This is a genomic window from Arthrobacter sp. CC3 (assembly GCF_039907775.1).
In the GTDB taxonomy this organism is placed as follows: Bacteria; Actinomycetota; Actinomycetes; order Actinomycetales; family Micrococcaceae; genus Arthrobacter.
The window spans coordinates 1-12,571 of the sequence record NZ_JARCCY010000074.1 but is presented as its reverse complement, the minus strand read 5'-3'; the positions used below and the strand labels follow the sequence as shown (position 1 = coordinate 12,571).

At 65.7% G+C, this 12,571-nt stretch carries 15 protein-coding genes and 1 tRNA gene; 3 read left to right on the top strand and 13 right to left on the bottom strand.

What is annotated here, in order from left to right:
• From PV761_RS23535 to PV761_RS23525, 3 genes are all read right to left on the bottom strand, one after another.
• On the bottom strand, positions 1-359 hold a 359-nt coding region (locus PV761_RS23535), incomplete at its 3' end, for an alcohol dehydrogenase catalytic domain-containing protein (protein ID WP_347899948.1).
• Positions 359-1,129, bottom strand: coding sequence for an SDR family oxidoreductase (locus PV761_RS23530; RefSeq protein WP_347899947.1), 771 nt, complete (start codon positions 1,127-1,129; stop codon positions 359-361). The genes PV761_RS23530 and PV761_RS23535, both read right to left, overlap by 1 nt.
• Before the next feature lie 13 nt (positions 1,130-1,142).
• Positions 1,143-2,054 carry an NAD(P)-dependent oxidoreductase gene (locus PV761_RS23525; protein ID WP_347899946.1) on the bottom strand — a complete coding sequence of 304 codons (912 nt, stop codon included), beginning with the start codon at positions 2,052-2,054 and terminating at the stop codon, positions 1,143-1,145.
• Between the two features lie 129 nt (positions 2,055-2,183).
• Between PV761_RS23525 and PV761_RS23520 the strand changes: the two genes are divergently transcribed.
• The gene (locus PV761_RS23520) at positions 2,184-3,248 is read left to right on the top strand and encodes a D-2-hydroxyacid dehydrogenase (protein WP_347899945.1); all 1,065 of its coding nucleotides are present in this window, start codon (positions 2,184-2,186) and stop codon (positions 3,246-3,248) included.
• Here PV761_RS23520 and PV761_RS23515 read toward each other — a convergent pair.
• Genes PV761_RS23515 through PV761_RS23505 form a run of 3 tightly spaced genes read right to left on the bottom strand, consistent with a single transcriptional unit; the run spans position 3,245 to position 5,495 of the window.
• Positions 3,245-3,814, bottom strand: a complete 570-nt coding sequence (locus PV761_RS23515; RefSeq protein WP_347899944.1) for a TOPRIM nucleotidyl transferase/hydrolase domain-containing protein — start codon at positions 3,812-3,814, stop codon at positions 3,245-3,247. The genes PV761_RS23520 and PV761_RS23515 overlap by 4 nt on opposite strands.
• Before the next feature lie 48 nt (positions 3,815-3,862).
• Positions 3,863-4,501 carry an FMN-binding negative transcriptional regulator gene (locus PV761_RS23510; RefSeq protein WP_347899943.1) on the bottom strand — a complete coding sequence of 213 codons (639 nt, stop codon included), beginning with the start codon at positions 4,499-4,501 and terminating at the stop codon, positions 3,863-3,865.
• Positions 4,502-4,505: 4 nt separating this feature from the next.
• Positions 4,506-5,495 carry a DMT family transporter gene (locus PV761_RS23505; RefSeq protein ID WP_347899942.1) on the bottom strand — a complete coding sequence of 330 codons (990 nt, stop codon included), beginning with the start codon at positions 5,493-5,495 and terminating at the stop codon, positions 4,506-4,508.
• On the opposite strand from PV761_RS23505, the gene PV761_RS23500 reads away from it, so the two are divergent.
• Positions 5,494-6,906: a PLP-dependent aminotransferase family protein gene (locus tag PV761_RS23500; protein ID WP_347899941.1), complete on the top strand. Its 1,413-nt coding sequence runs from the start codon at positions 5,494-5,496 to the stop codon at positions 6,904-6,906. The two genes, PV761_RS23505 and PV761_RS23500, sit on opposite strands and share 2 nt — an antisense overlap.
• A 93-nt stretch (positions 6,907-6,999) precedes the next feature.
• Here the strand turns inward: PV761_RS23500 and PV761_RS23495 are convergent, their stop codons facing one another.
• From PV761_RS23495 to PV761_RS23465, 7 genes are all read right to left on the bottom strand, one after another.
• Positions 7,000-8,349 (bottom strand): MFS transporter, encoded by a 1,350-nt coding sequence (locus tag PV761_RS23495; protein ID WP_156037029.1) that lies wholly within the window; start codon positions 8,347-8,349, stop codon positions 7,000-7,002.
• Between the two features lie 170 nt (positions 8,350-8,519).
• Complete coding sequence (locus tag PV761_RS23490) at positions 8,520-9,317, bottom strand: IclR family transcriptional regulator (protein ID WP_028268939.1); 798 nt, start codon at positions 9,315-9,317, stop codon at positions 8,520-8,522.
• Positions 9,318-9,630: 313 nt separating this feature from the next.
• Complete coding sequence (locus PV761_RS23485; RefSeq protein ID WP_028268938.1) at positions 9,631-9,921, bottom strand: hypothetical protein; 291 nt, start codon at positions 9,919-9,921, stop codon at positions 9,631-9,633.
• 115 nt (positions 9,922-10,036) lie between these two features.
• Positions 10,037-10,112: transfer RNA gene (locus PV761_RS23480), tRNA-Val, on the bottom strand.
• 110 nt (positions 10,113-10,222) lie between these two features.
• On the bottom strand, positions 10,223-11,143 hold the full coding sequence (locus PV761_RS23475) for an NAD-dependent protein deacetylase (RefSeq protein ID WP_028268937.1): 921 nt from the start codon (positions 11,141-11,143) through the stop codon (positions 10,223-10,225).
• A gap of 4 nt (positions 11,144-11,147) precedes the next feature.
• Positions 11,148-11,657: a peroxiredoxin gene (locus PV761_RS23470; protein ID WP_347899940.1), complete on the bottom strand. Its 510-nt coding sequence runs from the start codon at positions 11,655-11,657 to the stop codon at positions 11,148-11,150.
• On the bottom strand, positions 11,654-12,073 hold the full coding sequence (locus tag PV761_RS23465; RefSeq protein WP_028268935.1) for a DUF3052 domain-containing protein: 420 nt from the start codon (positions 12,071-12,073) through the stop codon (positions 11,654-11,656). Before PV761_RS23465 ends, PV761_RS23470 begins: the two co-directional genes overlap by 4 nt.
• Before the next feature lie 233 nt (positions 12,074-12,306).
• Between PV761_RS23465 and PV761_RS23460 the strand changes: the two genes are divergently transcribed.
• A partial coding sequence (locus PV761_RS23460) for a hypothetical protein (protein WP_347899939.1) occupies positions 12,307-12,571 on the top strand: 265 nt, incomplete at its 3' end.

Below are 12,571 nucleotides of genomic sequence, written 5' to 3'. Positions count from 1 at the left end.
GTGCACCCCGGTGAGAGGTTGGGCCGGTCCGCCGGGTACCGGGCCGCGCCCGGGCCGGGCGTGGCCGGATGGACAGCGACCGGGGTGCCGGCAACCGGTCCGGTGCCGTCCGCCGCGCCCTGCAGCACGGTGCCGACAATCTCGTGCCCCAGCACCAGCGGCGCCTTCAGGATCGATTCGCCGGCCGCCCCGTGCAGCCAGTAATGCAGGTCCGAACCGCAGATGCCACCGTAGCGGACTTCGATGACGGCCTCCTCCGGAGCAGGCGTGCCAAGAGGCACGTCCTCGATCCGGAGGTCACCGGCCGCATGCGCCACCACGGCCGGGCCGCCGGCAGGAAGCTGGTGAACTCCGCCCATCAGACCACCACCGTCATTCCGCCGTCGATGAAAATGGTCTGCCCGTTCACGAAGTCCGAGCCGCTGGAGGCCAGCCACACCGCCGGCCCGGCCAGGTCCTGCACGGTCCCCCACCGGTGCGCCGGAGTCCGGCCCAGGATCCAGGCGTTGAACTGCTCATCATCCACGAGGTTCTGCGTCATCTCGGTATGGATATAGCCCGGCGCGATCCCGTTGATCTGCAGGCCCGAGGCCGCCCATTCCGCGGTCATCGCCCGGGTCAGGTTCCGCAGCCCGCCCTTCGCCGCGATGTACGGGGCGATCGTGGGCCGGGCAAGGTCGGTCTGCACCGAACAGATGTTAATGATCTTCCCCCGCCCGCGCGGGATCATGTGCCGCGCCGCCTCACGCCCCACCAGGAACGCGCTCGTCAGGTCCGTGGAGATCACCCGCTCCCAGTCCGCCACATCCAGCTCCAGCATCGGCACCCGGTGCTGGATCCCGGCGTTATTCACCAGGATCTCCAACGGACCCACGTTCTCCTCCACCCACGCCACACCCCGCGCGGCCCCGGCATCACTCGTGACATCGAACGCGCAGCTGTGCACCCGCCCCGGCGGATACCCGGCCGCCATCGCAGCCTCCGCCGCCTTCAACCGCTCAACATTAATACCGTTCAACACCACCGTCGCGCCCGCATCCGCCAGCGCCCGCGCCAACGCATTACCGATCCCCCGGCTCGAACCGGTCACCAGGGCAACACGCCCCGTCAAGTCAAAAAGTGCACTCATTGTTTGGCGTTCCTCAATTGGTCTGGGCTGTTTGGTGGTCACAGAGATTGGCGATAGTTTGCCGGACGGCGGCGAGGTCGAGGTCCCCGAGTCCCTGGCGCTTCAATTCGGCGTAAAGTTCGACGCCGGCCGAGGCCATGGGCACCGCCGCGTCCACGGCGGCGGCGCTTTCGAGGACGAACGAGAGATCCTTGTGCATGAACTTCGCCGGTCCTGTGGGTTCGTAATCCTTGGCGGCGAGTCGGGGCCCCACAACGTCCAGGACCCTGCTGCCGGCCAAGCCGCCGCCAAGCACCTCATACAACGCCGCAACGTCCATGCCCGAACGCTCGGCGAGCTCGGCTGCTTCGGCGAGTGCCGCCGTCGTGGTTCCCACGATGAGCTGGTTGCAGGCTTTTGCCAACGACCCGGATCCCAGGGGCCCCAGCCGCCGGACGGTGCCGCCCATGGTGTTGAACAGCGGGAGGAGCCGTTGGAAGTCCCGTTCCTCCGCGCCGGCCATGATGGCCAGGGTCCCCTCCTCGGCGCCCTTGGTGCCGCCGCTGACGGGTGCATCGACAACCACTGCGTTGCCGCGGCTCACAGCCGCCACCCTCGCCCCGAAATCCTTCACGGCCGCGGGCGACACGCTGCTCATGACGACGACGGCGGTCCCGGGCGTGGGCGGCTCTGCGGCCCAGCCGGCGAGGAGCTCCCGGGCCGCGTCCTCTATGTAGGACAGGTCAGGGAGCATGAAGATGATGACCGGCTGGTCCCGCAGTGCTGCGACGTCTGCGGCGCGGATGCCTCCGCGTGCGGCAAAGTCGTCCAGGGCGGCAGTTGACCTGTTCCAGCCGGTGACGGTCCAGCCGGCCTTCAGCAGGTTGACGGCCATACGGCCGCCCATCAGGCCCAGCCCGACGAAACCGGCCCTTTTTTCGTTCAAATTTTCGCTCAGATCAGGGTTTGCCTGCGCATCCATCGGCAGCGGCACCTCACTTCATCGTGGTTATCGTCGTGGTCAGTCATTTGTTAACAGGAGGAAATCTGTTCAATATCCTAGCCTCCATTCAGTATGATGAACACTATGACGACTAAAACCACCGTCGCAATCGCCGTCCCGCTCGAAGCTGAGCTGGTTGAGCGCATCCGCGCCGTAGATCCCGCCGTGACCGTCCTCTACGAGCCCGACCTCCTCCCGCCCGAGCGGTTCCCGGCGGACCACTCCGGCGATCCGGAGTTCACGCGCACTCCCGAACAGGAGGAGCGCTACTGGGACATGCTGAACAAGGCCGAGGTCCTGTACGGCTTCCCCAACGAGAGCCCTGCCGGACTGGCCCGCATCGCCGGCAGCAACCCGCGGCTTCAGTGGATCCACGCAATGGCCGCGGGTGCGGGCGGAGCGGTCAAGGCTTCCGGTCTGGACCAGGAAACCCTGCAGAAATTCAAGGTGACCACCTCAGCCGGCGTTCATGCCCTGCCACTGGCGGAGTTCGCCGCGCTGGGTATCTTCAACGGCTTCAAACGCAGCGCGGAGCTAGCTGTGGACCAGGCCGCCAAGGTCTGGCCGGAACTGCGCACGCCGACGCGTCTGGTAAACGGCTCCACGCTGGTGGTGACGGGCCTCGGCGAGATCGGGCTGGAAACAGCCCGCATCGCACGGGCACTCGGCATGAAGGTTAGCGGCACCAAGCGGAACGTTGAGCCGATCGATGGCATCGAAGAGGTTGCCGGAAACGACGGCCTGGCCGGCCTGCTCGCCTCGGCCGACGCCGTCGTGAACACCCTGCCCGGCACGCCGTACACGGAAAAGCTGTTCAACCGTGAGGTATTCGCCGCAATGAAGCCGGGGACGGTTTTCGTCAACGTGGGCCGCGGTACCGTGGTGGACGAAGACGCACTCCTGGAGGCACTCGATAACGGCCAGGTGGGCTACGCCTGCCTCGACGTTTTCGCCGTCGAACCCCTGCCGCAGGACAGCCCGCTCTGGAACCACCCGAGGGTCATGGTTTCCCCGCATACGTCGGCCCTGAGCGCCGCTGAGAACCGGCTGATCGCCGAGCGCTTCAGCAGCAACCTGCGCACGTTCCTCGACGGCGGGGAACTCCCCCACCTCGTGGACACCGTGCACTTCTACTAAGCCGCATCACAGAACGATGCCACGAGGGCGGTGAGCGGAGGGGGTGCGTGTCCGGCCGGCAATGCGTCGACGAGCAGTGGCGCGTATCGGGCCTTGTTGCCGCTGCGTCCTCCGAAGAACCGGCGCAGCTGCATCGTAATCGGCCGTTCCCGCAGCGACGGCTGGCGCTGGAGGCGCCGGAACGATGCGAGCTCGCCTTGAGCCGCGATGACGTTGAGCACGCCATCGATCCCCAGGCTGCGGATGAGCTCGTCCTCCAGATCTGCATGACAGACGTGGAACCCGCGCTCGGCCAGGGAACCGGACCCGATGCCGGCCCGGCCGAGCGCGCGGGCGATGCCACGGGATTCCCCGGCATCACACAAGCCGACTATCCTGTGGCCCGCGCCATTCGGGTCATAGCGGTCGAGGAAGTGCACGATGCTGGTCGCGCCGCCCATCGGGACAACTGACACCCGCAAGGCTGTCAGGTCATGGCCGAGACGACGGGCCAGCGCCTCGACCGCCAGCCGGTCACTCTCACCCTCAACCAGCGCCGTCGTCGCCTGCATGGAAGTCGCCTGCATGGAACCAGCATGTCGGACGGCGTCTTGCGGCGGCATTCCAGGCCCTGCCTAGTGCGGCTCTGCCTGGTGCGGCCTTGCCCGTTCGACGTCGGCGGCGCTCCCGGCGTGCCCCCGGGCAATAAGTCCGGCCACCACGCCGTCTATGTCTGCCTCCGGCCGGTTCTGGCTGAGCTTGGTCTTCGCCTCGATCCGGGTGATCACCAGTTCCAGGCCCACGATGGCGCGCAACTGCCCGGAGATGTAACGCTCCGGCGCGTCGTCCACGCTCCACGGGTGGTCGAAGCCTGCTTCGTTTGCGTCGGTCAGCCGCCTGACCTGACCGGCGAGCCAGGCCGGATCGTCGTGGACAACCAAGGTTCCGTAGACATGCGCCGTGGAGTAGTTCCAGGTGGGAACAACGCGCCCGTGCTCGGCCTTCGATGCGTACCAGGACGGCGAGATATAGGCGTCCGCCCCCTGGATAATGGCGAGTGCTTCTCCGATCACCGGCTCGGACCACTGCGCGTTGTTCCGGGCCACATGGGTGTTCAGGGCACCGTGTTCGCCGATCGAGGGGTCATAGGAGAACGGCAACATCGTGGCGAGCAGGCCCTGCGATGTCATGGTGACCAGATTGGCGGCGGCCGGCCGGCCCAGGAGATCCTGGACGGCGTCGGGTCCGGCTGCGAAATGGGCTGGGGTGTACATGGTGCTAATCCTTTGCAGGCTGGAGGGAACGTGTCGCGTGAAGAGCCGCGGGTTGCGCCGCGTGCGGAGCGGGCACCGGTTTGAGGCGGACCCGCACGGCTGCGCCGGCGCAGACGATAACCGCCACGCCGCCGACGATGGTGGTCCAGGTCAGGGCCTCGCCCAGCAGGAAGCCGGCCCAGCAGATGCTCAGTACTGGCTGGACGAGCTGGATTTGGCTGACCTGCGCCATGGGCCCGATGGCCAGTCCCCGGTACCAGGCGAAGAAGCCCAGGAACATGCTCACCACACCGAGGTAGGCGAACGCTGCCCACTGGACCGGTGAAGCCGACGGCGGCTGCTGAGCCAGGGAGAGCAGCGTCAGGACCACCATCAGCGGCGATGCCAGCACCAGCGCCCAGGATACGGTCTGCCAGGGGCCCAGTTCGCGGGCCAGCAGGCCGCCTTCCGCGTAGCCGACAGCCGCTGCCACCACCGCGCCCAGGAGCAGCAGGTCCGCAGCGTGCAGCCGGCCGAACCCGCCGGACTGCAGGGAGGCGAAGGCAATAGCCGCCAGCGCGCCCAGACCGGTGATCAGCCAGAACACCAGGGGCGGACGTTCGCGCCCCCTCAGCACAGCGGCCGTCGCCGTCGCGGCAGGGAGCAGTGCGATCACCACCGCGCCGTGGCTGGCCGGCGTGGTGGTGAGCGCGAAGGATGTCAGTAAGGGAAATCCGATCACGACGCCGGCGGCCACCACGGCGAGCCGGGCCCACTGCACGCCGCGGGGAAGCCGCTGCCGTGAGATTGCGAGGGCAAAGGCAGCGAGGACGGCGGCCGCCGCTGCGCGGCCGGACCCGATGAACAAGGGCGAAAGCCCCGCGACGGCGACCTTGGTGAACGGAACCGTGAACGAGAAGGCCGCTACTCCGAGGAGGCCCCACCAGAGTCCCGAAGGAGTGCGGGACAGTACCACTGGGTTCATAATGGCAGTAGCGCTACTATTGTCTTTCATGAACAACGATAGCAGTTCCCGAATTGCGACGCGACTGCGGGAGTGGGTCGCCAAGGCCGCGCCAGGATCGAAACTGCCGTCCACAAGGTCGCTGGTCGCCGAGTACCATGCCAGTCCGGTGACCGTGCAAAAGGCGCTCCAGACCCTCACTGCGCTGGGGTTGATCGAGAGCCGGCCCGGCGTCGGAACGTTCGTCCGGGCCGTCCGGACTGCGCGGCCCTCGGACTATGGGTGGCAGACGGCGGCCCTGCGGTCACCGCTGGTACCGCTGCCATTGGCCTCCAGCACCATGCGCGACGTCGCCAACAGCGCCATAGCTTTCCACTCCGGCTACCCGGACCGGGAACTCCTGCCTGAGCGCCTTGTCCGGGCGGCACTCGCCCGCGCGGCCCGGAGCGACGCAGCTTTGTCCCGTCCCCCGGCAGCGGGCCTGCCGGAACTGCAATCGTGGTTCGCACACGAACTCGGCGCCTCGACCCTGGCCGGAACCACGCCGCCGAACCCGAGTGACGTCGTCGTACTGCCGGGAAGCCAGAGCGGGCTCAGTTCCATTTTCAGCGCGCTGGCCGGCCGCGGACAGCCGCTGCTGATGGAATCACCAACCTACTGGGGCGCCATTCTGGCGGCGGCGCAGGCCGGTGTCCGCGTTGTTCCGGTGCCCAGCGGACCGGACGGTCCGGACCCGGCGGAACTGGCCCGGGCCTTTGACGAAACAGGCGCGCGCCTGTTCTATGCCCAGCCGAACTACGCAAACCCCACCGGTGCGCAGTGGGCGGCCGGGCGGGGTGACGAGGTTTTGGAGGTGGTGCGCGCGAAGGGTGCGTTCCTGGTGGAGGACGACTGGGCGCACGACTTCGGCATCACCACCAGTCCGGTGCCTGTCGCCTCCCGCGACGACTCCGGCCACGTGGTGTACCTCCGCTCGCTGACCAAGAGCGTATCCCCGGCCATCCGCATCGCAGCCGTTATCGCCCGCGGCCCGGCGCGTGAACGGATTCTCGCAGACCGGGCGGCCGAGTCGATGTATGTCAGCGGCCTGCTGCAGGCGGCAGCGCTCGACGTCGTGACCCAGCCCGGGTGGCAGACTCACCTGCGGAGCCTCCGGCACCAGCTTCAGTCGCGCCGCGACCTCCTGGTCACCAGCATGCGAGAGCACGCCCCGCAGGCACACATCGAGCAGGTTCCCAAGGGAGGCCTGAACCTCTGGGCGCGGCTGCCCGACGGAACGGACCTCGAACGGCTGACCCGCGACTGCGAAAGCGCCGGGGTCATCATCGCCGCCGGGCGGGAGTGGTTCCCGGCCGAACCCGCCGGCGCGTTCATCCGCCTCAATTACTCAGGGTCCAACCCGGGGGCGTTCCCCGAAGGGGCTCGGATCATCGGACAGGCACTGGAGCGCAACAACGCTTAGCGACAGGCGGGCACGGCAAAGGCTGTGGCTTCCTCCGCGCGGAGGGAGCCACAGCCTTTGTTCCGGAGTGCAGTTGCGGCGGTGCGGGTGGTTCTAGCTCGCGTCCTCGGTCAGGACGAGGTCGCGGCCCACGGTCTCCGGAGTGAAGAACGTCGTGGCGAACGAAATGAGCGCCAGCACCAGCGAGTAGATGGCCAGCACCAGCCAGGAGTGATCCGTGGCCGCCAGCAGCGACGCGCCGACGAGGGGAACAAGGCCGCCGGCCAAGACAGCGGAGAGTTCGCGGCTCATGGCAACGCCGGTGAAGCGGTACTGGGAACCGAACAGTTCCGGCAGGAGCGGGCACTGCGGCCCGAGCATGGACTGGACGCCGATGGCGATACCCACCACCATGACCACCCAGACAAGGGTCACGTTGCCCAGCGTCACAAGGTAGAACGCCGGGAGTGCGATGACGGCCTGGAAGAGTGCGCCGTAGCGGTAGACCGGCACCCGGCCGAAACGGTCCGAAAGCGCCCCGAAGGTGACCACCATGACGGCGGCGAAGCCGGCGGCAATGAGCAGGCCCACGGGCCCGATGAACTTGTCGCCCGGGAACACCCCGTCCTTGGCTGCCAGGAAGGCGATCAGGAGAGCTGAGTAGATCGACGAGTTGCCGTTCTCGCCCATGCGCAGGCCGATGCCCACCAGGACGTTCTTCTTGGAGTGCTTCCACAGCTGGCCGATGGGATTCTTGACCACGTTCTTGTGCTTTTCGAGCTCCTGGAACACCGGAGTTTCCTTGAGCCGGAGCCGGATGAAGATGGCTACTGCAATCAGGAAGATGCTGGCCAGGAAGGGCACTCGCCACAGCCAGCCTTCGAGCACTGCCTTGTCAGCCATGGCAATCAGCGCAAAGGTTCCGGCGCCGAGGAGGGTGCCGAGCTGGATGCCGACGAACGGCAGGGAAGCAAAGAATCCACGACGGCGGCGCGGCGCGACTTCGGATATCAGCGTGGTGGCGCCGGCCTGTTCAGCCCCGGCGCCGAGGCCCTGGAGAATGCGCAGCGTCACGAGAAGGACCGCACCCAGCATGCCCGCCTGCTCGAACGTGGGAAGCAGGCCGATGGCGAAGCTTGCGGTTCCCATCAGGCCGATCGTGAGGATAAGGACCATCTTCCGGCCGAACCTGTCGCCGATGTAGCCGAAGATGACCCCGCCGAACGGTCGGGCCGCAAACCCCACGCCGTAGGTGGCGAAGGACGCGATCAGCGCGCCGTCTTCACCAAGGGGCTTGAAGAAAAGCGGTCCGAAGATCAAAGCCGAAGCGAGGCCGTAAATGTAGAAATCGTAGTACTCCAGAGCGGAGCCCACGGAGCTGGCAAGAGTTGCCCTCCGCAGTTGTTCCGGTTCGACGACGGCGTCGTCCGCATCGGCCAGTGGTGATTCAGTACGAGTTGTCACAAGCACTCCCTTAAGAACACTCCAGACCCCCGTTGGTCTGGTGGGATAGCGACGACACCGATGGTGTCGATCACTATATTGAACAGCGTACAGCAGCCTGAACGGTTCGCCAATGATGAAAGCTGATTTATTTTCCGGCGGAATCTGGGCCGGCCCCCAGCCTCCCCTTCTTACCCCATGGGATTGCCCAGCGACCGGGCCAGCTCCTGCAGTTCCTTGACCATCATGGCGCCCTGCTCCTCGGAGTAGGTGGCCTTTAGGGCGGTGACGGACAGCCCCAGGCTGGGCCCGTGCGCACCCCTGGTGGGAACCGACACCGCCAGGCAGACGACTCCCGTGGTGGACTCCTCGTCCTCGAAGGCATATCCGCGCTCCCGGATGAGGGGCAGCTGCTTCTTGAATTCAGCACCCGTCCGGAGCGACTTCGGGGTGAGTACGGGAAGTTCCTGGTCGTCGGGGAACATTTCGTCGATGTCGTGATCATGCAGCCTTGCAATGAGCGCCTTACCCACGGCGCACAACGACACGGGCATCTTGTCACCGATATTCGAGGTCAGCCTGACCGCGGGATGCCCTTCGTAACGGGCCAGGTAGATGACGTTGGTCCCGTCCAGCATGGCGATGCGGACAGTCTCGCCGGACAGGGTGGGTGCCTGCTCACAGAAGCGGTAGAACTCCTGCACCTCATCAAGCCTGCTCAGGTAGGCAGCGCCCAGTTCTACGAGTTTGCGCCCGAGCGTAAAGTCGGCCCCCTGCCGGTTGATAAGGCGCGCTTCCTCAAGGGCAAGCAGGAGGTTCGATGTTGATGACTTGGGGATTCCGAGTTCCCGGGAGAGATCACTCAGCGTTAGCCGACCCGTCGCGGAGGCGGCCAGGGCCTCCAGTACGGCGGCGGCACGCGTCACGGCCGGCGCAGGGGACGCACTCCCCAGTCCGTCGGAAGTGCGGGGAGCCCGGGAATCGGCCATGATTCTCCTTCAGTTAAAGCGCGTCCGTAAGTGCGCCGTTCATTCACAGCTGTTCATTCAGCTGAACAGTAACCATCATAATGTCTGCGGGCACGATTTACTCGCCCTGCGCGGATCGCCGGGGAGGGGCGGGCGCCGGCGCCGAGGGACCTTGGACCCTGGAAGGAGAGGCCGGGGGCATGGAAATGTTTCACATTTCGAAAAATTCACTGTATATTCATTCCAAGCCTTCCACCGCGGCATCCCCCAATAGCCGCGGTGGAAGGCTTTTCCAATTCCCCGGGATTCCGCTGTCCATCAACGGTCCAGCGGCTCACGCGGCGTCGGCAACGGCCTCCCGGAGCCGCCAGCCTCCACCGAGTCCGTCGCGGATCAGTTCCATGGTGGTCAGGGCCGAGTTCTCGTTCCGGCCAAGGCGGGCCTGGACCCGCCACACCTCGATGTCCACTCGCCCCAGGCCCCTGGGCATCCTGCGCTCGGCCTCCCACCAGCTGATGCGCTCAAACCAACGGACCGGCTCCGCGCCAATGGTCCATTCGCGGCCACCGCGGAGAACGGAAAGCGGCCGGCCGTCCGGTGCCAGCCTCATCATGACGTGTTCCATGCCGCCACACTATGGACGGGGTCCGACATTCTTCCCTGGCGCCAATGAACGTGTCACGGACAACAAAAAACCCCGCCGGTGCCTGCCTGATCGGCCTGCAACGACGGGGTTTTGCTGGTGGGTCCTACCGGGATCGAACCGATGACATCCACGGTGTAAACGTGGCGCTCTACCAGCTGAGCTAAAGACCCAAACCGCGGCTTCCGCGCCTCAGCGCTTCAACCAACGAACAGCAACTCTACCGGACAAGTCCCGGAGAACGCCAATCGGGCAACCCGGCCAGGGGGCAGTGCGGCGCACATCACAGGTCCGGCAGTTCGGCGGCCAGCCACGTCAATGATTCACTGACGCCCGCCTCCAGCTTTATGGTGGCGAGGTCGTCGCCGCGCGTGGCTCCCCGGTTGATGATCACCACCGGCTTCTCCTGCTTTGCTGCGTGCCGGACGAATCGAAGGCCGCTCATGACCGTTAGTGAGGATCCGGCAACAACCAGGGCGCCGGCCTCGTCGACCATGGCATACGAGCGCTCCACCCGGTCTTTCGGTACATTTTCGCCAAAGTACACAAAGTCTGGTTTGAGGGTGCCTCCGCAGGCCGGGCAGTGAGCCACGACGAAACTGCCGATCAGGGCCGAGTCCTCCACTGTTGCATCGGCGTCGGGTGCAATCTCCACCACGCCGTCCGCCAGGGCCCGTTCCAGGAATCCGGGGTTCAGCTCCTCCAGGACTCCTGCCAGCAGGGTCCTGCTGTAGCGGCGGGCGCAGGACAGACAGGCCACCCGGTCGAAGCGCCCATGGAGGTCAACGACATTGACGCTGCCCGCATCTTCGTGGAGCCGGTCCACGTTTTGGGTGATGAGACCGGTGAGAAGGCCCCGCTGCTCAAGCCGGGCCGCAGCCGCATGGCCCTCATTCGGATCAGCGCGCCGGAGGTGCGACCAGCCGATGTGGTTACGGGCCCAGTACCGCTGGCGGTTACCGGCGTGGCCGATGAACTCCTGATAGGTCATGGGCGCCCTCGGGGCAGCTCCGGGCCCGCGATAGTCCGGGATGCCCGAGTCGGTGCTGAGGCCGGCCCCCGTGAGGAGCGCGAAGCGTTTTCCGGCTATGGCGTCCCTGATCTTCCCCAGGACTCCAAGTTCGTCCGGGGCGGGAGCGGCAGCACCCACCGGCGGCAGGCTGGCGAATCCAGTCATGCCAAGTCCGGGGTGCCGCTGCCTCATTCCGTCAGTTCCTGCCGAGCTCCGCCAGGGCCGCGCGGTATCCCGCCAGATCACGGGCCTGGCCGCGAGGATTCACCACGACGTACCGGATGATGCCGTGCGCGTCGATGATGAAAGTTCCGCGCTGTGCCATGCCGCTGCCCGGGTCGAAGACGCCGTAGTCCGATGCCACTGCCCCGTGCGGCCAGAAGTCGGCCAGCAGATCAAATCCGTAGCCTTCCTTTTCCGCATAGGCCCGCACGGTGAACTTGCTGTCCACGGAGATGGCCAGGACAGTTGCGTCCGCGTCTGCGAACAGCGAAAGGTTGTCCCGGATCTCGCAAAGCTCGCCGGTACAGATCCCCGAGAAGGCAAACGGATAGAAAACGACGACGACGTTACGTCCCCGAAGCGCCGACAGCCTGACCGGTTCGCCGTACTGATTGACCAGCTCGAAGTCAGGGGCCGGCTCGCCGGCCTCCGGAACCCTGGCCGTTGCGGAATTCTCTGCCGTTTGCAGTGGCTGAAGCGTCACTTGTTCTTCCTGGTGACCAGGCGCGTGGCGCTCCAGTCCTTGGAGACACCGGCCGAAGTGGTGAGGTGAAGCCCTGCCGTGGGTGCTGCTTCCTGGATCTCCGCCGGGGACACGTAGCCCTGCCGCCCCGACTTCGGAGTCAGAACCCAGACCACACCGTTCTCACTCAACGTGGTCAGGGAATCCATGAGCGTGTCAACAAGGTCCCCGTCGCCGTCCCGCCACCAGAAAATGACGGCGTCTACAACGTCATGGTCGTCTTCATCCAGGAGTTCGGACCCGGTGAGGTCCTCGATATCGTCACGTAAGTCGAAGTCGACGTCGTCGTCGTAACCGAACTCCTGAATCAGATCCCCGTTTTTGAAACCCAATTTTTCCGCCACATTTACCGAAGTGGCGGCGTCGGCCTCACTCACGTGTTCCTCCAATGCTTAGTCATTTGCATAAATCTAGTGATTTCCATTACTACAAGCCAACACCCTTTGTGCCTGCTCTTCAAGCTACTGCCCCCGCGATCCCACTTATTCTGCGTCACACCAAGGGTCTGGCGGGGGTCCGGCCCGGCGGCTGCCGTCACAAACCAGTATGACGTCAAATACGACGAGGACGTCAGGCAGCGGCTACGCATCGGATAGCTCTCACAGCTAGAGTGGCTAATGACGTCTATGCCGGCGGGGCGATCGCCCTGGATTTAAGCGGTCATAGACGTGATAGGACCCTGCCCGGCGCACATGACCGGGCTGTTGTAACCGATACGTCGCACACGTCGCGTTCACGCCAGGCAGTTACCCTGCCGGACCTGAGTGCGCCGATGCATGCGCGCAAAGAGAGGTTGGACGTGGCTGCAGGAGAAGATACCTCCCATATCCTCAGCGGGTTGACTAACCAGCTGCCTGATCGTGATCCGGAAGAGA